Origin of the sequence: Culturomica sp. (genome assembly GCF_003524185.1) — a bacterium.
Taxonomy (GTDB): Bacteria; Bacteroidota; Bacteroidia; order Bacteroidales; family Marinifilaceae; genus Culturomica; species Culturomica massiliensis.
Genome location: NZ_DOED01000024.1, coordinates 1 through 19383, shown reverse-complemented (window position 1 = coordinate 19383; position 19383 = coordinate 1). Strand labels below are relative to the sequence as shown.

The following is a 19383-nucleotide window of genomic DNA, read 5'->3' as shown; positions in this document are numbered from 1 at the left end:
CTTTTTCTGTCAGCCTGTCATGATGATAAGGGTGCTGAATTGTTCGAATTTTATAAATCTCAGCCCCGCGATCCGGAGCTGATTGGTTGGTGGGGGCGGTATGACGAGCTAAATAAGGAGCATAGATATGATATTTACGAATCCGATGGCCGTTTTTTGACATACGAGATAAAAGATAGCGGAGAGCGCTATAAATCATGGACTAATAATTATTATTATACGAAAGACAATAAAATCATGATGTTTCAGTATATGTCGGGCAGTTGGAAAGACGGCCCTTCTTTTGAATTCGGTCCCCAGGCGTATAAAATAAATGGCGATACCTTGTTTTTCTATAATGATGATGGTGGGATGTTTGTGTATCTTATCCGGTCGGAGCCGAAAGAATAACGGTTCTGAATGTAGTACGCTAAACGTGTTTACGATTATTAATTTACGGTTGGGGAGTGGATTGGTCAGGTTGATATCAATTTTAAATATCTTTGAGAGATAAAAAATAATCCCGGAATTTTCCGGGATTATTTTTTAGGGTAAATCAGAATTTGTGGGTGTTCAGGTTTTTGTCTACCAGTATCCCGTCTATGGCTTTCAGGTCGAATTTGAGTTTCCGTTTGGCCTTGAATTTCAGGATAAACAGATTTTCGTTGCCTTCCAGCATTTCCTTATTACCGATGTTTACGAAAGTCGGATACAAAGCTTTTATACCGTTGGTGTGGAGGCGATCGTTGGTCAGGTTTTCCATCCCCTTCATGTGCTGTACCCCAACTCCGACAAATTCATAATCCTGTTGGTTGTAAGGTAGGGCGAAGCTGATCGCATTTACGGAACGAAGGTCGGAGCCTTTCACCTGTATTTCGATAATTTCCTGCGGATTATAAGTCTGTTTGGCCGTACTTAGCTTTATATTTCCGTTTACTTTCTCAGTTGTCTGTTTTTCGACACCCCCTCTGAGTTGGGTGGCCACGACAGAAATATCGTAAGCATCGATCAGGCCGTTCCGGTTGATATCCCCGTTACTGACATATCCTTCGAAATCGGCATCACCCTGGCGTAATCCGGTATAGTTCATATATGAGGTGAAATCGTTCATGTCAATCAGACGGTCGTTGTTGATGTCTCCCGGACGATAGCTTTCGGTTCCCGGTACTTTGAATACGTATAATTCTCTGCCCGAACCGTATCCTCCGACACCTTCCGTTACGGAGATTTTAATATAACGGGCTGTCGGGCGATTGGCGAATGTGAAAATTTTGGTATCTCCGTTTCTTTCCCACTGGAAGGTTCCGGCTTCGGTCCAGTTTTCTTTGTCCATACTGTAATAAACGGAACCTTTCAGCAGTACTCCGTTACCTCCGTCAGTCCGCGGCAGGTAATGGAATTTGTCCAATTGGTTGATGGTTCGTAAATCCATTGTCAAATCGAACGGAACAGCTTTTTCTCCCCATTTTGTATGCCATGCATCGCCTTCGTCATAGTTAAATAGCTTTTGGATTCCCTGGCCGCCTTGATTTTCGGCAGTCGTTTCACCTAAGATTCCCTGGAGGGCAAATTCCAAGGGGTTAGCTTTTGTGGTAGCGTCAAATGCCGACCAGTCGGAATAGCCGTCTTTATTTACCGAGCGTATTTTAAAAGAATAAGCAGTTTCTGCATTTAAATCTTCAAATAGCAATTCGGTATCCCGGATCGTGGAGTAAAGCATGTCGTTAAATGCGATTTCATAGAAATCAGCATTGGCGATTTTATTCCAGGTCGGCTTTAATGTGTAAGCTTCCGTATTTTCCTCTGTAATTTGCGCCAACGGAGCACTTAAAGAGCCTGTATTTATTCTGTAATTGTCTGTCGGTTCGAACACAAATCCTTCTATGGTCAGAACGGTCGGACTGGCAGTGATGTCCGTGGATTCCAGTTTAACCAGAAGCTGTGGATTTTTAGTAATTACTTCTTTTTCAAATTCGCTTCCCGGGGTCGCAAATTTGTTCAGATCCGGGGTTGCATCGTAGAAACAGACATTTTCTTGTTTCAGGAAATCCTCCATATTGCGTGCTTCTGTCAATTTCACTTTGTCTTTACCTATTTTTGCCGTTATTTTTTTCGGCTTGGCTGTGACATTGATTCTGAATTCCGTTGCCTTTTCTTTGACGAAGCCTTCGAAGTTGCCTTGCGTGGGATGTATGATCACGGTGGCATTGTTTTTAGCGTCAACATGCGACTCGATTCGGGTGGTTACTCCCTGTCCCAGCCGGTAGGCTTCGCTTACTCCGTCGTCGTCGTATTCCGTAAATGAGCTATGGCCATACGGATAGATTTCGTAGATGCGGAGATTACGGTTGATTTCCGATACATTATTATTCGGATTGGTCATCGGAATAATGGCTCCGTTTTTCACAAATACCGGTAATTTCCAAAGCGGAGTTGCAAAATTATTGAGGATACGGTTGCCTTCGTATTTTTCTCCGGTGAAGTAATCGATCCATACGCCTTCCGGTAAATAAATGCCGTTTCGGACATCGTTTCCTTGTTCATCCACCTGCGTTTCCTGATAAATGGGGGCAATCAGGAAGTAAGGACCGTATAAAAATTGGTATTGGGTCGCTTTGCCTAATGTATACGTGTTTGGGTACTCCAGGAACATGGCCCGGACAATCGGCATGCCGTCGACGGCTTCTTTAGCGATGCTGTAGGTATACGGTATCAATTCCGATTTCAATTTTAAATACCAGCGGTTGATGGAAGTTGCCGGTTCGCCCAATGCGTGAGGATATTTTTCATTGGCACCCCAACCGTCCATATTTAATTGCATTGGAGTGAACGTTTTCCATTGGAAATCACGGGTGTTGATAATCGGTTTTTTCCCTCCGAAAATACCGTCCATATCGGAAGATATATTCGGTTGACCGGACAATCCGGAGCCTATGTATGTCGGAATATGGAAACGAATGTATTCCCATACACCTCCGGTTTGATCGCCCGACCAAATACCGGCATAACGCTGAGTACCAGCCCAACCGTCCAGGGAAATGATAAACGGACGGCTGTCGTTACCGTAATAAGGCATAATATGGGCGACGTCGGCCACTCCGTTCAATCCGAATGAATAGCCTGCGCCGACCCAGGCGACATCGGTTTTCAGCACGCGTACGCCTGCATCCCGCACCTCTTTTACAATATCTCTCTGTAACAGGGCGCTGACTTCCGGTTTCGGGTGTAAGTCGGATTGCGTCCATAATCCGATTTCGACGCCGTGTTCACGGGCATAATCCCCCAGTTGTTTCAGGTTTTCGATATTCCCGTCCAGTGTTTCAGTTTGTCCGTAACCGGCTCCGTAGCCGTCGTTGGGCAATAACCAGCCCAGGGGCATGTCATGGTTTTTATAGCGGTCGATAACTGCACGGGCTGAAAATTGATAGTTGTCTTTTTCTCCGTTCAGGGATTCCTTGATACCGCCGTTATCTTTTTGGCTTTCTTTATACCGTTTACCGTCCTCAAATAAAATTCCGTTTTCGTCTTCTTTCCAGTAATCCCGGTTGTAGGCGTTCAGATGGCCTTGATAAAAACCGAATTTAGGTAATAATACCGGATGTCCGGTCAATTGGTAAAAATCATTCAACAGTGAAACTGCTCCTTCGTTGATCATAAAGAATACATCCAGATAATCACTTTCGTGATATAAGGTTACGATACCTTTTTCTTTGGCACCGAAATCATATTTCCCTTTTTTAAAGGTATACCACATTACCCCGTAGCCGTTTGTCGACCAATAATAGGGCGTAGGAGAAGCTACTCCGCCGTCTGTCCAGCTGTTCTGATTTTCAATAGAAATAACTTTCCCTTTGTGTGAAAAACGTCCGTTTTGTACGCCGCCCCCGTAAAAATATTCCTGAGGATTTTCTTTTAAAGTCAAAATAACTTTTTTCGCTTCAAATTGGATAGGAGCAATTTCTTCCAATACAACCGAATTGGTTTTCAGGTTGGTTACAGTGAAAAGAGAGGTATTTTTATTCAGTTCTATTTTGATTTTTCCCGTAGAGATTGTGAGCAGATGATCCGTTTCATGCAAATTTAGTTCTGATAATGGTTTTCTGGGCCGGCTTACCAGAATTTGTGCTTCCGGTTGAGCTTCCGGGTCCCGGATGATACCTCCCGTGTTATCCTGAAACATCCGGAAAATGTTATCTCCGTAAAAGTCAAAGGTGATCATCCGGTTGCCGGATAACAAGACTTCGACGGTGGTCGGGTTGATTTTTTGAGCACCGACGATAGCCGGATTGGGTTGAGATACTTCTCCAACGTTTTCGGTCTTTTGCGCGGCTTGCACCGGAGAGGACGAAAGCATCAGAGGCAATAAGAAGGCAATCAGAAAAACTTTCCTTATTGTAGAATTACCAATGACGTTGTTCATGACTTTACTGTAAGATTTAAATGTGATAAAAATTGAATATATTGCACTCCGAAATATTCGACGATCTTAATATGCAAAGTAAGTGAAAATTTTTAGAAACAAAATGTATTACGTTAAAAATATTATTAAGGTCGTTGTGGTTTATCGATACAATTAAATTCTGATTGTTAAGTGGATAAAATTCAGAAAGAGAAGAAGATTATTGCTACAATGATCCGTCTGTATTGCCGCAAAAGGGAAAAAAATGCAGAATTGTGTCCGGAATGTCGTGCTTTGCTGGAATATGCTCATAAACGTTTGGAACTTTGTCCGTTCGGGGAGAGTAAAACATCCTGTAAACATTGTACGATACATTGTTACAGGCCGGAGATGCGGGAGAAAATCAGGAAGGTTATGCGGTATAGCGGTCCCCGGATGTTGCTTTATCATCCTTGGGTGGCGATAAAACATTTTTTTTGATTTTTGAAAGGGATGGTTAGAAATTGATTTAAAATTCATATTTTAGTAGCGTTTTTTTTAAGGGCTGTTTATGAGAGAATTCGAGGGATTAGAAAGCCTGATTGTTAATATTTAAATGGGGAAAAATGGGATTGTTCGGATTGTTCGGTAAGGATAAAAAGGAGAGTTTGAATAAAGGACTGGAAAAGACTAAGGAAAGTGTTTTTAAGAAGCTGGCCAGGGCCGTTGTGGGTAAATCGAAGGTGGATGATGAGGTGCTGGATAATTTGGAAGAGGTTTTGATTACTTCAGATGTCGGTGTGGAAACGACGGTCCGGATTATTGAGCGGATAGAAGAACGGGTCAGAAGGGATAAGTATATGGGGGTGGATGAGTTAAATCAGGTGTTGAAGGAGGAGATTGTCGATTTGTTGAAGGAAAATAATAAAGCCGATGTGGATGCTTTCGATTTGCCGGCGGGCGGTGGACCTTATGTCATTATGGTTGTAGGAGTGAATGGAGTTGGAAAGACAACCACGATTGGTAAACTAGCCAATAAGTTTAAAGAAGCAGGGAAGCATGTTGTGTTGGGAGCGGCTGATACATTCCGGGCTGCTGCCGTAGATCAGTTGGTTATTTGGGCAGAGCGGGTAGGAGTACCTATTGTAAAGCAAAATATGGGGGCGGATCCGGCTTCGGTAGCTTTTGATACGCTGAGTAAGGCGAAAGCCGACAAAGCTGATGTTGTTATTATCGATACGGCAGGTCGCTTGCACAATAAGATCAACTTGATGAACGAGTTGACAAAGATTAAAAATGTAATGAAAAAGGTAATTCCCGATGCTCCGCATGAAGTACTGTTGGTGTTGGACGGATCGACCGGACAAAATGCCTATGAACAGGCCAAACAGTTTACTTTAGCGACGGAGGTGAATGCTTTGGCGGTGACTAAATTGGACGGCACGGCGAAGGGGGGAGTCGTTATCGGTATTTCGGATCAGTTCAAAATCCCGGTGAAATATATCGGTATCGGTGAAAAAATGGAAGATTTACAGGTGTTTAACCGGGAAGAATTCGTAGATTCTTTGTTTAATTAAGCAATTAGGGTGAAGAAGGTTCTTTTTGTTTGTCTGGGGAACATCTGTCGTTCTCCGGCTGCGGAGGCTATTATGAAAGCTAAAGTGAAGGAAGCTGGTTTGGAGGAAGAATTTGTGATTGATTCGGCAGGAACATACGGTGGACATTCCGGTGCTTTGCCTGATTCGCGGATGAGACAACATGCAGTTAAGAGAGGGTATGTGCTGGATAGCCGTGCCCGGCATTTTTATGCATCGGCAGATTTTCCGGCTTTCGATATGATTATCGGAATGGATGACATGAACATTGCGGATTTACGGCATTTGGCTCTCGATGACAAAGAACGGGAAAAAATATACAGGATGACGGATTTTTGTCGCAAGTATACTCATACAGAGGTTCCCGATCCTTATTACGGAGGGAGTGGAGGTTTTGAGTTTGTTTTGGATTTGCTGGAAGATGGAGTTGACGGGTTGTTGGAAAGGCTTAAGAAAGAAAAAACGGTATAATGGATATTATTAAAATAGCCTGTGCAAATCACACAGGCTATTTTATTTAGTGTGTATCTGTAGACAGAATTTTGTTATTCTTGTTTTTTGGGCCGGAAGAATCTTTTTTTACCTCCGTTCCCGTTACGTTTGGATTTGTAATTGGGTTTCCTGCCGCCGTTGAATGCTTTCGGGTTATAAACGGGCGCTTCTCCTAAAGCGGGAGGAAGTGGGATTTTATAAATTTCTTTTTCAAGGAATTGTTCTATACGGTGGAATTTTCCCTGTTCTTTTTCTGAGACGAAGGTGATGGCTAATCCTTCTGCATTGGCTCTGGCCGTACGTCCGATCCGGTGAATATAATCTTCGGGATCATGTGGTACGTCGTAATTCAATACCATACCGATGTCTTCGATGTCAATCCCCCGGGCGACGATATCGGTGGCTACCAATACGGTTATTTTATTGTTTTTAAAGTCGAGCATTACTTTTTCACGTTCGGCCTGTTCCAGATCGGAATGCATCGCTGCGACATTGAATTTCATACGTTTCAGGGTATATGCGAGTTCCTTTACTTTCTGTTTGGAAGAGGAGAAAATAATACTTTTTGATTTGACGGGTTTCCCGAACATTTCTTTAATGAGTCCCATTTTCTGCATTTCGGTGCAAATATAGGCTGCTTGTGTAATTGCTTCGTTGGGTTTGGATACGGCTATTTTGACTTCGGTCGGATCGTTCAGAATCGTTTTAGCCAATTGCTGAATTTTGGGAGGCATTGTAGCCGAAAACATAATCGTTTGTCTTTCTGCCGGTAGTTTTTTGACGATTCTCATGATATCGTCGGAAAATCCCATGTCCAGCATTCGGTCGGCTTCGTCGAGGATAAAATAGCGTACGTGCGAAAGGTCGATATCGTACATTTCCAAATGTGTGATCAGTCGGCCCGGAGTTGCAATGATAACGTCTACACCCATTTGCAAGCCCTGTTTTTGTTGGTCCCAGACACTGCCGTCCCCTCCTCCGTAGATGGCCAGAGTGGAAACAGGAACGAAATATGAAAAACCTTCGAACTGCATATCTATTTGTTGTGCCAATTCGCGGGTAGGGGCCATGATAATGGCTTTGATGTATTCATCGGATTGTGGTTCTGTAACCATCCGGTTTAATACCGGCAGAATATAGGCTGCCGTTTTTCCGGTGCCGGTTTGGGCACAACCGATAATATCTTTTCCTTCTAAAATTACGGGGATTGTTTTTTCCTGTACGGGAGTGGTTTCCTGGAAATTCATAGCATCTAATCCTTGCAAAACAGCTTCATCCAGGCCTAATTCGTCAAATCTCATTCTAGTTTTGTTTTATAGGGCGAAGATACGAATTATAATTTGAAGATTTTTCTGCGAAGGGATTTTTAATTTGAGGATACAATGGTCTCATTTTTTCGGTTGATTTGATATAGATCAGGAAAATGGACTATGTTGCAATAATTTACAGAAACATTTGCGGAGTTTAACAGATTGAAAACCTTATCTCTTATGCAATAGAAAGGATATAAGTTAATTTTTTTGTAACTTTGCCGTTCCAAAAGAAAACGGAATCGGGGCAAGATAAAGTGAAATATTATGGAAGATTTTCAGCATGTCGGTTATAGTAAAGAAGTTATTGAATTTGTAGCTGTAGCAAAAGAGTTTTGCGATTTTGTGGAGACAATACCTTCTATGGAGCGTCAGGATGTATTTTGCCGGCTTCAGAAATTTATTCCGTTGATCTATCTGAAAGGTAGTTTGATGCCAGCTTGTGATTGTGACGCGGAAGGTTTGGCCGAAGATTCGGTAACTGAAGAGCAGTACAATTATTTGTATGGGGAATTACACCGTTTATTCGGTGAGTATGATGAATATCTGGAAGTATTCGATGATAATATGCAGTACAGTGAAGCTCCGGTAATTCATTCTATAGCGGAGAAGGTTTGTGATATTTATCAGGACTTGAAAAATTTTATCGTATCGTATAGATGTGGAATTCCGGAGGTTATCGGGGAGGCATTGTGGACATTGAATAATAATTTCGAGTTGTATTGGGGAAGAGCGTGTGCCGGAGTGTTGAGGGCTGTTCATCAGGTTGTGTATCGGATCGTGGAAGAAGGAATAGAAAAAGAATAAAAAATGGAAACAATATATCAGGAAACAATTACCCGGGAAGAAATTGAGACATTTCCGGTTTTTGCCTTTGACGGAGAAATCCGGGTGATTGAGAATGCGGGAGAGGTGGATGAGGCCGTTGCTTATTTATCGGCTCATTCTTGTCTGGGATTTGATACGGAAACTCGTCCGGCTTTCCATAAAGGAGAGACATATCCAGTCAGCCTTTTGCAGTTGGCGGCTGCCGAACGGGTGTATTTGTTCCGTTTGAATAAATTCGGTTTTACGCCTTCGTTGCGCCGGTTATTAGCCGATGTTCGTATCAAAAAAATCGGAGTAGGTATCCGGGACGATTTGCGTATGTTGAAAGAGCGGGAAAGTTTTACGCCGGCATCTTTTGTGGATTTACAGGATTTTGTCGTAAAATATGGCATAAAAGAAAAGTCTTTTTCTAAACTGATGGCTATTATTTTCCGGGTAAAGATTTCGAAACGGCAACGGGTAACCAATTGGGAAGCACTTCAATTGACTCCCCAGCAGGTAAAATATGCCGCTACGGATGCGTGGGGAGCACTGCGGATGTATGACGAGTTATTGTGTCATGGGTGATTGCGGTTTTGCTTTGGGGAGAGCGAAGTAGAATGTCGTTCCTTGTCCTTCTGCCGAGGTAAAATAAAGCTTTCCGTTGTTTAATTTGATGAATTCCTGGCTTAAGATCAGGCCCAGGCCACTGCCTTTCTCGTTGCGTGTTCCATAAGTACTGACCGAATGATTTTCCTGTAGTAGATATTTTTGATCTTCTTTTTTGATACCTTGCCCGTTGTCTTTGATGGCAATGGTTACATAATCTTTTTCGACAGTCGAATACAATTCGATATTACCATCCGGATAAGTGAATTTTATAGCATTGGATATCAGATTCCGAAGTACTGTTTTGATCATATCCTCATCCGCATATACCGGTAAGGAATGGAGAAGCTGATTCGTTAAACGGATATTTTTGGCTTTTGCAATGGTGGTGAAAAGTGACAGTACCTGGCGTGTTGCTATAGAAAGGTCGAATAGAGTCGGAATGACCTTTGTTTTTCCATGCCGGTTACGTGTCCAGCGTAATAAATTTTCCAGTAAGTTATAGGCTTCTTCCGTTGTTTCATTGATCATTTCGAATTTTTTCCGGATGCTGGGATTGGTAATCTTTTCCTTTTCAGTCTCGATGGCTGCATTGATCATTTTTATTGTTCCGATCGGCGAACGCAGGTCATGTGCAATGACAGAATACAGTTTATCTCTGGCTTGCAGTGTTTGTTGGAGTTGTTCGTTTTGTTGCTTAATGGTCCGTTGGGCTTCAATTAGCGATAATTGGTGCCGGATGCGAAGAATAAGCTCTTTTTCTCGTAACGGTAAAGTGACGAAATCAGTGGATTCGAAATTGAGGCATTCGCCGATGATATTACTGTCGTTTGCCGAAGCGATAAATATAACCGGTGTATTCCGGGTCGATTTGTTTTGCCGGATTCGGTGTATGATATTACATTGACCGGGAACAAGTGTTTCGTATTGTAATAATATCAAATCGGCATCGGTATTCTCGAATTCTTGCTCGCAGCAGATGGGAATAACGGTGAATTGTTCTTTTTCCACAGTTCTGCTTATTCTTTCAAAAAGCGGAACTGTGGGAATGAAGATAGATAAAGCATATTTTTTGCTGCTAATATCCATAGTTTGTTTAGAATCGGTTATAAATAGGGGTTGAAGAAATCTTGGCCGTTTGAAGAAGCCGGAAGAATAGTTTTTGGATTGTAAGGTTTTTCTCCATATTCGTTGCAATCATATCCGCCAGCATTTCCAGATGCGGTATCGTTTTTATATCGGTCGATACCGGGGTGCTGCAATGCGAAAAGGCGATAAATGAAAAAAGATAACGGGAAAACAAGGGTAGCATGAGCAGGTCTGCCGTGTTATAAGCTTGTAAGTAAGCCTTCAATTCCGGGGAATGTATTTCTTCCGGCGTTTGAATGTAGATATAACCGAGTGTGTTTAATTGATCTTCCAGCTCTTTTGCATAAAAGCAGGATGTTTTCGTATTGTTCTTCAGGGGAGTAACTGTTTTTTGGCACCATTCATAGGGAACGGAAAAGGTGCGGTCTGGATGAATGGTGATGATATCTATTCTGTCATAACCGTAGTGATTGGCAATTGTTGCCAATACTTTTTTCATGCTGTCGGGACTGCAATTGTGAGAAGCCAGTGTTATATTTAAACGGGCTAAGAAACGACTGTTACTATCGTAATTGTTCGCTTCATTATTCCAAAGGTTGTACATAGTATATTAGATTAAATTTCTTTTTGTTTTTTATAAATTATACTGTTTATACCAAAAATAAGTAAAAGAGGTTGCATGTAATTTCTTTTTTAACGTTTAAGGAATTGAATAATATTGAGTTGTATAAGAAATGCTAATCGTAGTAAGAAAAAAAAGAAAAAAATTTTGGTAGGTAACCGGAATTTACTACTTTTGTGCCCGGGTAAGTCCTATGCGACCAGCTCCTGTCGAATCCCCCCAGGGTCGGAAGGCAGCAAGGGTAGATGGTCGTAGCGGTGCGACATAGTTCGCTTACCCACCTGCCTCTTTAGCTCAGTTGGCCAGAGCACGTGATTTGTAATCTCGGGGTCGTTGGTTCGAATCCGACAAGAGGCTCAAAAGAAAATGTTGGCGGATCGGCGAAGTCTATCTGCTAAGAAGTTTAAGAAGCATTTGTCGAATTGGCGGAGCTTATCCGGCAAGAAGCTTGGAGATCAGAAACGGATGTAAAATCCGGCAGATGATGAAACAGTTCTTTTGATTTTGCTGTTATAGCTCAGGGGTAGAGCACTTCCTTGGTAAGGAAGAGGTCGTGAGTTCAAATCTCACTAACAGCTCGCAGGTCACCAGTAATGGTGACTTTTTTGTTATCCCGTTTCGGTATTATTCAGGCGGGGAAAATCGGACCTTTTCAAATCCGGTGTCTGTATATCAATCTGAATATACCGGATTTATTTTATAAATGGGATTTTTTTTGTCGATCTTTTTTAAGTGATTTTTACTAAATTTAATAGTAGAGTGAGAGCATACTCTATTGTATGATAGAGGTATCATTACTATATTTGTATCTGTAAACCATTGTTTAATTTGTCTTCGAAGATTTAGATGATCATATAATTTGCCTTGATATATCTGCCTGTAAGGGAGGTATATCAAGGTTTTTCTATAAAAGGACGGTATTGTTTCATACTGCTCTCTTTCTGCTGGTTTTGTTTTTGCGGATTTAACTCTGTTATTCATTGGGAATGATTGTTGTTCCTTTTGTGTAATATAGGTTTTATGTGAATGTATTTAAAATAGCGGATTGATAATTTTGAATAAACGATGAACGAGTTAATTGTAATTATAATTTTGATTGTATTGAACGGGGTTTTGGCTATGTCTGAAATTGCATTGATTTCCGTAAGAAAATCCCATTTGTCTAATGAAATAAAGAAAGGGAGTAAATCGGCCCGGGTGGTTCTGAAACTTGTAAACGAACCGGATAAGTTTTTATCAACGATACAGATCGGAATCACCATTATCGGTATTTTGACCGGTATATATTCGGGGAGCGTGTTGGCTGATGATTTCTCTGAAGTTTTAATGGGATGGGGTGTTTCTGCTTCAGTATCACGTCCGTTAGCCCAGACTGTTATTGTGGCGTTAGTGACTTATTTTACCTTAATTTTCGGAGAGCTTGTTCCTAAGCGGATCGGAATGAGTGTAGCGGAAAGGGCTGCTAAGGTTGTAGCCCGTCCGATGTATCTGTTAGCATTGGTTGCTTCTCCTTTTGTCTGGTTGCTGGCAAAAAGTACGGCTTTTGTTTTTAATCTGTTGGGCCTTAAATCCGATTCGGGAAAAGTAACTGAGGAAGAAATCCGGTCTATCATTCAGGAAGGTACAAAAGACGGGGCTGTACAGGAAGTTGAGCAGGATATTGTCGAACGGGTATTTATGCTGGGGGATTTGAAGGTCAGTTCCCTGATGACGCATCGTTCGGACGTAGTCGCTCTGGATATAAATATGAGTAACACCCAGATCCGGGAGGTATTGGAACAAAATTTATATGAGGTTTATCCGGTGATTGACCATAATTTCGATAATGTCAAAGGGATTGTTACCTTGAAAGATCTTGTATTTTGCTTTGATAAAGAGGATTTTGATATTGGTCAGGTTTTGAGTCCTGCCACTTATTTTCATGAAAGTATGAATGTCTATAAAGTACTCGGGCGGATGAAGGAACAGCGCGTCAGTCAGGCATTGATTTGTGATGAATTCGGCACTTGTCAGGGAATTATTACTTTGAAAGACATTCTGGAAGGTTTAGTCGGAACGATTGAAGATGTATACAGCGAACCGGATATCATCAAGCGGAAAGATAATGAAGGTTGGCTGGTGGACGGACAATGCACTTTGTACGACTTTTTATCTTATTTTGAAAAAGAATACCTGTATTCCAGTGATAACGATTTTAATACTGTGGGCGGATTGGTGCTGAAACTGCTGGAACATATTCCGCAAAGCGGAGAATGTGTAGAATGGAAAGATTTTAAGTTCGAAATTATGGATATGGATGGGGCACGTATCGATAAAATACTGGTTGTCCTTACCTGTAGTGAAATGGAAAAATAATCAATACTTACTATTCCGGTCGGGATGATGGAGGTGGTAGGAAACAACGGTTGCGTCGGCCCCATATCCGGTATCGTAAACGGGCCAGCAGGGTGTAAACGGGGTCGCGGATAAACGTAGGGATCGGTACCAGGCTATAGTAAATAAATTGCCAGCCTTTTCCAAGGTCTTTGCATATATGCAAAAGGGCACTCGATCGTAGAAAATAGCGGTTATCCTTGATATAGACGACAGTACTGTTTTCTTTGATATTGATTCCGTTTTTTTGGAGCAGACGTTGTCCGGCCTCTGATTGCAATGGGATGAAATGGAAGGATGCAGCAGAGTTTCTGCGTCGGACGAATCTGACCGAAGAGCTGCATAGATTACAATATCCGTCGAATAATATCGTTTGCATATATGGCATAAGTAGAAAAAACGTCCTTCGTAGAAAAACGACTCCGGAAACAGCATTTGATTTTAGGAAGCGTTTTATCGGAGGACGTTTTCGGGTGTTACTCAAATTCTTGTTTCAGTTGCTTGACCCATGCCTTGATACGCTTTTCCGTTTTATCGGATTGATTTTCGATATCTATGGCAAGTCCTGACAGCCGGTTGTCTTTCAGTGCCAGTGACCGGTTGAATTGATAGTCGGCGGGGGATGTATAGCCGATTACTGTGGCTCCGGCTTTTTCCATTGCTTCGGCGAGAATGCCGATACCGTCGACAAAGTTGTCGGGGTAGTTAACCTGGTCTCCCAAACCGAATATAGCGACTTTTTTATTTTGCAGGTTCAATGTTTCCAATTCGGGGATCAGTTCGTCCCAATAGGTCGGCAATTCTCCGTCAAACCAGGTGGAAGTACCTGCGATAATATTATCGTAGCTTTCAAATTCCTTTTTCCAGGCTTTTTCGATGTGAATAATGTCGATGCCTTTTCCGAATTCCTGCTGGATTTTTTGAGCAACGAGAGCTGTTTTGGAGCTGTCTGTCTTATAAAATAAGCCTATTTTTTTCATGGTGTTGTTTCTATCTGTTGTTAATATTCGAGCAGTTCTTTGGCTGCCTTGAAAATTTTATCTTCGCTGGGAAGAATGGCATGTTCCAGTATCGGGTTGAAACCTACCGGAGTAAAGGTCGAACCGACTCTTTGTATGGGAGCATCCAGATAACGGAACATTTCAGTACCTATCGTGGCTGCCAGTTCTGCTCCGAAGCCGGAAAAAACCTTATCTTCATGTACAACCAGTACTTTACTTGTTTTTTGTACGGAGGCGAATATTGTTTCTTTATCCAGCGGGATCAGGGAACGGATATCGACGACTTCAACATTCCATCCGTTTTCTTTTGCCAGACGATCGGCTGCCTTCAGGCAAAGATGGGTGGTGTTTCCGTAAGTGATGATACTCAGATCGCTGCCTTCTCTGCGGATACGTGCTTTACCGAAAGGTACCTCAAAATCGTCGGGCACAACGCTGGCTGCGTCAACGGAGTTGTACAGGGCTTTGGGTTCCAGAAACAGGGTAACGCCTTTGGAGCGCATACTGGTACGTAGTAACCCGGCAGCATCGTCAGCAAAGGACGGGCATACAATACGTGCTCCGGGCAGTGTGGTCAAGGCGCCTTCGATGTTTTGTGAATGATACAATCCGCCTCCGATATATCCTCCGGAAGCCAGACGGAGCGTAATATTGGGTGTGAATTTTCCGTTGCTCCGCCAATATTCGTGGGTACATTCTACATATTGTTCGACGGCGGGCCAGAAATAGTCTGCAAATTCGGCACCTTCGATGACGACATGTATTTTCGGGTCGAAGCGGCACATCCCGTCGGCTGTTCCGACGATATAATCCTCAGCAATCGGAGCGCTGAATACCCGTGTTTCCCCGAATTCCTGCTGCATACCTTTCGTAACATTAAAGACGCCTCCTTTTTCTTTGTTTGCTACGTCCTGTCCCCAGATAAAGGTGTCCGGGTTATGGCGGAACTCGGCTTTCAGAGTTTCATTTAAGGCGGTTACCATGGTTTGCTTTTCTCCTGGCTGGTTTTGGATACCTTCTTTGTATTTCTGAGGCTGATAGGGTTCGGGCAGAACATATTTCAATATACTGTCGGCCGTCGGATCGGGGGCTGCCAAAGCTTTGCGGTGAGCGGCATTTTGTTCTTTTTTTGCCTCTTCTTCAATTTGCAGTAACTCTGCTTCCGTAAACCGTTTGTAGCGAAGCAGCATTCTGCGGAATTTGTACAGCGGGTCGGCAGCTTTCACATAGGCCAATTCGTTTTCATCCCGATAAAGGGTATGCTTGTCTGAGTTGGAATGAGAGCCGATCCGTATGCAATTGGCTTGTACAATAACCGGATTACGGGTGTTGATGGCATGTTCCCGGGCTGCCGTCATGGCATTCATCGAATCGAAAACGTCTTTACCGTTACAGTGAATGATTTTAAGATTCTTAAATCCTGAAAAATTATCTGCGACTTTGCGGTTGGCGGTTTGTTCGTTCTTGGGTACGGATATGCCGTATCCGTTGTCCTGTATGACGAAAATAACAGGCAGACACTCTGTACTGGCACCGTTGATGGCTTCATAAACGAAACCTTCGGAAGTAGACGATTCCCCGTGAGAGGTGATGGCTACCCCCTTGTGTCCGTAATATACCATAGCTCTGGCGACTCCGACGGCGTGCAGGTCGTGGGTGCCCGTGGCGGAAGAAACGTTTTCAATGTGCCATTCCGGTTTGGCGAAATGGTTGGACATGTGACGGCCGCCGCTCCCGGGGTCCGTGGCTTTGGAAATGCCGTTCAATATGATTTCTTCTGCCGTAATGCCTGCTGAAAGGGCGGTGAGCATATCCCGGTAATAGGGAAACAGAAAATCTTCTTCTTTTTTAAATACCTGACCGATGGCCAGTTGGATGCCATCGTGTCCGGCATAGGGGGCGTGGAACGACCAGCCCAGGGATTGCAGCAAATAGACCGGAGCCTTTTCGTCGAGAGCACGGCCTAAAGTCATAAGGTAAAACCATTTTTTCAGGGTTTCCTTATCTGTGCTTTTTATGTCGTATTTTTTCATTTTTGTTGTACTAAAAGGTTAAGTTAACTTTGCCAGTTTTCCAGAATATCGCCTACCCTGCGTAAAAATTGTCCGCCGAGGGCACCGTCTATCACACGGTGGTCATAAGATAATGACAGGTACATTTTGTGTCTGATGGCAATGGCATCACCCTCCGGTGTTTCGATGACGGCGGGTTTCTTTTCGATGTAACCGACTCCCAGTATGGCAACTTGGGGCTGATTGATGATCGGCGTACCGAAAAGGCTTTTGAAGGTGCCGAAATTGGTGATCGTAAAAGTACCTCCGGCAATGTCTTCGGGGAGTAGTTTGTTGTCCCGTGCTTTTAGGGCCAAGGTATCCATAGCTACGGCCAGACCGTTCAGATTGGAGTGGTCTGCATCGTGTACGACAGGTACGATGAGATTTCCGTCCGGAAGCGAAACGGCGAAACCGATATGGATGTGCTTTTTCAGTATAATGTTGTATCCATCTACTGAAGAATTTACCAGTGGATATTCAGCCAGAGCTTTGGCTGAAGCTTCGGCTATGACCGGCATAAATGTCAGTTTAACACCTTCGCGGCGGAAAAAGGCATCTTTGTTCTTGTTCCGCCATTGTACCAGTTTTGTAACGTCTACTTCTATTACGCTGGTGACATGAGGAGATACGTTTTTTGACATTACCATGTGGTCTGCAATCAGACGGCGCACGTAGTCCATAGGGCGTATCTCGTTTTCCGCATTATCAGGGGTAGATGAATGTTGAGAAGGGGTAGCCGCCGGGGAAGATATCGGGACTTCTGCTTTTGTTCCGGCAACAGGAGTTGTAGCAGATATACTTTTTTTCTTTTGTCCGATATATTCATGGATATCTTTTTTACTTAACCGTCCCTGATAGCCGGTACCTTTGATATGAGCCAATTCTTCATTTGAGATTTTGGCTTCCTGGGCGATTTGAAGTACAATGGGGGAATACCATCTTTCGGTTTCTGATTTGGCGGCCTGTGCTGTTACCGGAATACTTGCCGGAGCTGCCGTAGTGGTGGCCGTTGGTTCGGGAACGGATGTTTCTGTTTTTTCAGGGGGTGCAGCTTCGGTTGTGTTATCTGTGCCGTTTCCGTCTGTATCGACGGTAGCAATAACCTTGCCGATGGGGACGACGTCTCCGGTCTGGAAAAATATCTGGACGATTTTTCCGGATACGGGCGACGGAATCTCGGCACTTACTTTTGCAGTATTGACTTCGAGTAGTATATCGTCTTCTTTTATGGTGTCACCGACTTTGGCAGACCAGGAGGTAATGGTGCCTTCTGTAATGCTTTCGCCTAGTTTAGGCATTTTTATTTCGAATATTGACATGGTAGTGGTACTTTATATGTTTATAATTTAACATCAATTCAGTATAACTAGGAATTGATGACTATTGTTAAACGAATTTCCGTTCCTGAATGTTCGGGTATAAATTACCTAGAAATCTTTACCGAAAATCCACTGTGTGGTAGCGTATTTTTCGTTTTTGAGTTGTTCGACCCGATTGATTTCATCGGGATTCAGATTGTAAATCTGTTTTTGAGGCATTGTATTGAGGAAAAACGCGAGGACTTGGTTTTTAAAGTCTTCGGTGTCTGGGGGATACTGCAAATATTTACTGATATTGGTTACCGGACTTTTTACAGAGGCGACGGAGTATCCGGTTTTCGGTGCCGGTGAGATTCGGGAAACAGCAAGTGAGGCTGTCAGGGCTGTCAGATTCGTGTCATAGAGTAGGGTACAATGATACATACACTTTGTTTTGTAGATGCACTGGGCACTTCCGGAAATTTTTAAGTGTCCGATATTTATGCCCAGCCGGGTGTCTTTTTGAGCTTGTACTCCGATTGAATTCAGAAATTCGAGTGTCTTTCGGGTGTATTTTTCAAAGTCCGGAACGTTTGTATTTTCGATAAATGTCAGATTGAGATTGCCCAAATCGTGGTAAACCGTACCACCGCCCGAATATCGCCGGGCTATCCGGATTTGTTTATCCTTTACGTAAGTCAGGTTGATTTCGGTTTCTACCCGCTGGTGTTTACCGAGAACGACGGACGGAGTATTCTGCCACAACATAAGGATATTCTCCGGCCGGTTTTTCAACAGAAATTCTTCGGCTGCCAGGTTGAAATAAATATCCGTAAAAGGATTGTCTATAATTAATGTGTTCATATTATTCTGCACCTTATTTATTCAAAAAGAACAAATAAAAGTGTAATTGTGTTTACGGATATTATCCGCTTGGGTTGCTGTTTCTAAAAAGCCTTTTTGTTGATCGTGTCATAAAATGGTCGTTTTTCTATTGAAAAACGCTTTACAGATGATTACTTCTGCTACAAGAAATATAAAATTGATTTCGGTTGTAAATTTCAAATTTATACGTGAATGGGGAATACCGGAAGAGAGAAGATTTTTCAGGTTTTCAGAGCCCCGGAAATTTATTTTTGCCAATCCGAATAATATATAGTATACCGGCCTTCCGGTAATTCTTCTTCAATACGATTACCTGGTGCTTGTGTAATTACGGACTTATTGAGTATTTATAGTTATCCTTATATATTTCTGCCGTTTGAATAATATCAGATTCTAGGTTAAATCAGATGTTTTGTATTATTTATACTTATTTTTCTGTGATGAAGTGAAAACGTTTGTTACTGTTTTGAATATTGGAGAATTATTTATGTAAATTTGAAAAACAAATTATATATTTGCTTAATAAGATGTAGAGAAGTATGTATATCTATTGTTATCTTGAATCAAGTGTATTAAGTGTTATACAAAGTTTCCCCGGATTTACAGAAGTTGTATTCAGATGTTGAGTTATTTTGTTGCATGATAGCTTATGCAAATATAAATTTTATCATGCGAAATCTAATTTGGGTTTATATTTTAATTCTATTCTAAAAAAGAATTATTCTGTAATTTGAAGGTGTTGTATTTAAGTATATATATTGTATTTACGTCACTTGCTAGTTGATTGACAATCGGTAAAGGAAATAATAACTATCTTTTTCTTTACTTGAGTTCAAGTCAAAGTACACATACTAAGTAATGAAATTTGAATAACTGATAACTATTTATTAT

The 19383-nt window shown here is 42.3% G+C and carries 16 protein-coding genes, 2 tRNA genes and 1 other RNA gene; 10 read left to right on the top strand and 9 right to left on the bottom strand.

Annotation, left to right across the window (positions count from 1 at the left end; translation table 11 throughout):
- Nucleotides 1-390: hypothetical protein (locus DD657_RS08775; protein WP_287049598.1), on the top strand; the 390-nt coding region annotated here is incomplete at its 5' end.
- Nucleotides 391-535: 145 nt separating this feature from the next.
- Here the strand turns inward: DD657_RS08775 and DD657_RS08770 are convergent.
- The gene (locus tag DD657_RS08770; protein ID WP_287049597.1) at nucleotides 536-4399 is read right to left on the bottom strand and encodes a TIM-barrel domain-containing protein; all 3864 of its coding nucleotides are present in this window, start codon (nucleotides 4397-4399) and stop codon (nucleotides 536-538) included.
- 171 nt (nucleotides 4400-4570) lie between these two features.
- Here DD657_RS08770 and DD657_RS08765 point away from each other — a divergent pair, with 171 nt between their 5' ends.
- The 3 genes from DD657_RS08765 to DD657_RS08755 all read left to right on the top strand — a co-directional run bounded on the left by DD657_RS08765 (nucleotide 4571) and on the right by DD657_RS08755 (nucleotide 6423).
- Entirely contained in the window at nucleotides 4571-4858 is a 288-nt protein-coding gene (locus DD657_RS08765; protein ID WP_021987022.1) for a nitrous oxide-stimulated promoter family protein, read from the top strand.
- 125 nt (nucleotides 4859-4983) lie between these two features.
- Entirely contained in the window at nucleotides 4984-5934 is a 951-nt protein-coding gene (gene ftsY, locus DD657_RS08760) for a signal recognition particle-docking protein FtsY (protein WP_273133905.1), read from the top strand.
- A 9-nt stretch (nucleotides 5935-5943) separates the two neighbouring features.
- Nucleotides 5944-6423 carry a low molecular weight protein-tyrosine-phosphatase gene (locus DD657_RS08755; RefSeq protein WP_021987024.1) on the top strand — a complete coding sequence of 160 codons (480 nt, stop codon included), beginning with the start codon at nucleotides 5944-5946 and terminating at the stop codon, nucleotides 6421-6423.
- Nucleotides 6424-6497: 74 nt separating this feature from the next.
- Here the strand turns inward: DD657_RS08755 and DD657_RS08750 are convergent, their stop codons facing one another.
- On the bottom strand, nucleotides 6498-7745 hold the full coding sequence (locus DD657_RS08750) for a DEAD/DEAH box helicase (RefSeq protein ID WP_021987025.1): 1248 nt from the start codon (nucleotides 7743-7745) through the stop codon (nucleotides 6498-6500).
- Between the two features lie 276 nt (nucleotides 7746-8021).
- Between DD657_RS08750 and DD657_RS08745 the strand changes: the two genes are divergently transcribed.
- A complete protein-coding gene (locus DD657_RS08745; RefSeq protein ID WP_287049595.1) occupies nucleotides 8022-8561 on the top strand; it encodes a DUF5063 domain-containing protein in 540 nt (179 codons plus the stop codon).
- 3 nt (nucleotides 8562-8564) lie between these two features.
- Nucleotides 8565-9149, top strand: a complete 585-nt coding sequence (locus DD657_RS08740; RefSeq protein ID WP_021987027.1) for a 3'-5' exonuclease — start codon at nucleotides 8565-8567, stop codon at nucleotides 9147-9149.
- On the opposite strand, the gene DD657_RS08735 is transcribed toward DD657_RS08740, so the two are convergent.
- Both DD657_RS08735 and DD657_RS08730 read right to left on the bottom strand, forming a co-directional pair.
- Nucleotides 9132-10259: a hybrid sensor histidine kinase/response regulator gene (locus tag DD657_RS08735; RefSeq protein ID WP_021987028.1), complete on the bottom strand. Its 1128-nt coding sequence runs from the start codon at nucleotides 10257-10259 to the stop codon at nucleotides 9132-9134. The genes DD657_RS08740 and DD657_RS08735 overlap by 18 nt on opposite strands.
- 7 nt (nucleotides 10260-10266) lie before the next feature.
- Nucleotides 10267-10863 (bottom strand): hypothetical protein, encoded by a 597-nt coding sequence (locus DD657_RS08730; protein ID WP_021987029.1) that lies wholly within the window; start codon nucleotides 10861-10863, stop codon nucleotides 10267-10269.
- 200 nt (nucleotides 10864-11063) lie between these two features.
- On the opposite strand from DD657_RS08730, the gene ffs reads away from it, so the two are divergent.
- The 4 genes from ffs to DD657_RS08710 all read left to right on the top strand — a co-directional run bounded on the left by ffs (nucleotide 11064) and on the right by DD657_RS08710 (nucleotide 13236).
- An RNA gene (gene ffs / locus DD657_RS08725) (signal recognition particle sRNA small type) lies at nucleotides 11064-11157 on the top strand.
- A 7-nt stretch (nucleotides 11158-11164) separates the two neighbouring features.
- Nucleotides 11165-11238, top strand: a tRNA-Thr gene (locus DD657_RS08720).
- A 149-nt stretch (nucleotides 11239-11387) separates the two neighbouring features.
- Nucleotides 11388-11459: transfer RNA gene (locus DD657_RS08715), tRNA-Thr, on the top strand.
- Nucleotides 11460-11946: 487 nt separating this feature from the next.
- Complete coding sequence (locus DD657_RS08710) at nucleotides 11947-13236, top strand: hemolysin family protein (RefSeq protein ID WP_068688419.1); 1290 nt, start codon at nucleotides 11947-11949, stop codon at nucleotides 13234-13236.
- 10 nt (nucleotides 13237-13246) lie between these two features.
- Here the strand turns inward: DD657_RS08710 and DD657_RS08705 are convergent, their stop codons facing one another.
- The 5 genes from DD657_RS08705 to DD657_RS08685 form a co-directional block, all read right to left on the bottom strand.
- On the bottom strand, nucleotides 13247-13633 hold the full coding sequence (locus DD657_RS08705; protein ID WP_287049593.1) for a thiol-disulfide oxidoreductase DCC family protein: 387 nt from the start codon (nucleotides 13631-13633) through the stop codon (nucleotides 13247-13249).
- A gap of 97 nt (nucleotides 13634-13730) precedes the next feature.
- Nucleotides 13731-14234: a flavodoxin gene (locus tag DD657_RS08700; protein ID WP_068688421.1), complete on the bottom strand. Its 504-nt coding sequence runs from the start codon at nucleotides 14232-14234 to the stop codon at nucleotides 13731-13733.
- A gap of 20 nt (nucleotides 14235-14254) precedes the next feature.
- The gene (locus DD657_RS08695; protein ID WP_287049591.1) at nucleotides 14255-16288 is read right to left on the bottom strand and encodes an alpha-ketoacid dehydrogenase subunit alpha/beta; all 2034 of its coding nucleotides are present in this window, start codon (nucleotides 16286-16288) and stop codon (nucleotides 14255-14257) included.
- A 23-nt stretch (nucleotides 16289-16311) separates the two neighbouring features.
- On the bottom strand, nucleotides 16312-17628 hold the full coding sequence (locus DD657_RS08690; RefSeq protein ID WP_287049590.1) for a dihydrolipoamide acetyltransferase family protein: 1317 nt from the start codon (nucleotides 17626-17628) through the stop codon (nucleotides 16312-16314).
- A gap of 108 nt (nucleotides 17629-17736) precedes the next feature.
- The gene (locus DD657_RS08685; protein ID WP_287049589.1) at nucleotides 17737-18471 is read right to left on the bottom strand and encodes a lipoate--protein ligase family protein; all 735 of its coding nucleotides are present in this window, start codon (nucleotides 18469-18471) and stop codon (nucleotides 17737-17739) included.
- Nucleotides 18472-19383: the final 912 nt, after the last annotated feature.

Excerpts from the sequence above, each read along its gene's own strand:
- DD657_RS08770 (WP_287049597.1), bottom strand. The coding sequence starts at position 4,399 with ATGAACAACGTCATTGGTAATTCTACAATAAGGAAAGTTTTTCTGATT.
- ftsY (WP_273133905.1), top strand. The coding sequence starts at position 4,984 with ATGGGATTGTTCGGATTGTTCGGTAAGGATAAAAAGGAGAGTTTGAAT.
- DD657_RS08750 (WP_021987025.1), bottom strand. The coding sequence starts at position 7,745 with ATGAGATTTGACGAATTAGGCCTGGATGAAGCTGTTTTGCAAGGATTA.
- DD657_RS08745 (WP_287049595.1), top strand. The coding sequence starts at position 8,022 with ATGGAAGATTTTCAGCATGTCGGTTATAGTAAAGAAGTTATTGAATTT.
- DD657_RS08740 (WP_021987027.1), top strand. The coding sequence starts at position 8,565 with ATGGAAACAATATATCAGGAAACAATTACCCGGGAAGAAATTGAGACA.
- DD657_RS08735 (WP_021987028.1), bottom strand. The coding sequence starts at position 10,259 with ATGGATATTAGCAGCAAAAAATATGCTTTATCTATCTTCATTCCCACA.
- DD657_RS08730 (WP_021987029.1), bottom strand. The coding sequence starts at position 10,863 with ATGTACAACCTTTGGAATAATGAAGCGAACAATTACGATAGTAACAGT.
- DD657_RS08710 (WP_068688419.1), top strand. The coding sequence starts at position 11,947 with ATGAACGAGTTAATTGTAATTATAATTTTGATTGTATTGAACGGGGTT.
- DD657_RS08705 (WP_287049593.1), bottom strand. The coding sequence starts at position 13,633 with ATGCAAACGATATTATTCGACGGATATTGTAATCTATGCAGCTCTTCG.
- DD657_RS08700 (WP_068688421.1), bottom strand. The coding sequence starts at position 14,234 with ATGAAAAAAATAGGCTTATTTTATAAGACAGACAGCTCCAAAACAGCT.
- DD657_RS08695 (WP_287049591.1), bottom strand. The coding sequence starts at position 16,288 with ATGAAAAAATACGACATAAAAAGCACAGATAAGGAAACCCTGAAAAAA.
- DD657_RS08690 (WP_287049590.1), bottom strand. The coding sequence starts at position 17,628 with ATGTCAATATTCGAAATAAAAATGCCTAAACTAGGCGAAAGCATTACA.
- DD657_RS08685 (WP_287049589.1), bottom strand. The coding sequence starts at position 18,471 with ATGAACACATTAATTATAGACAATCCTTTTACGGATATTTATTTCAAC.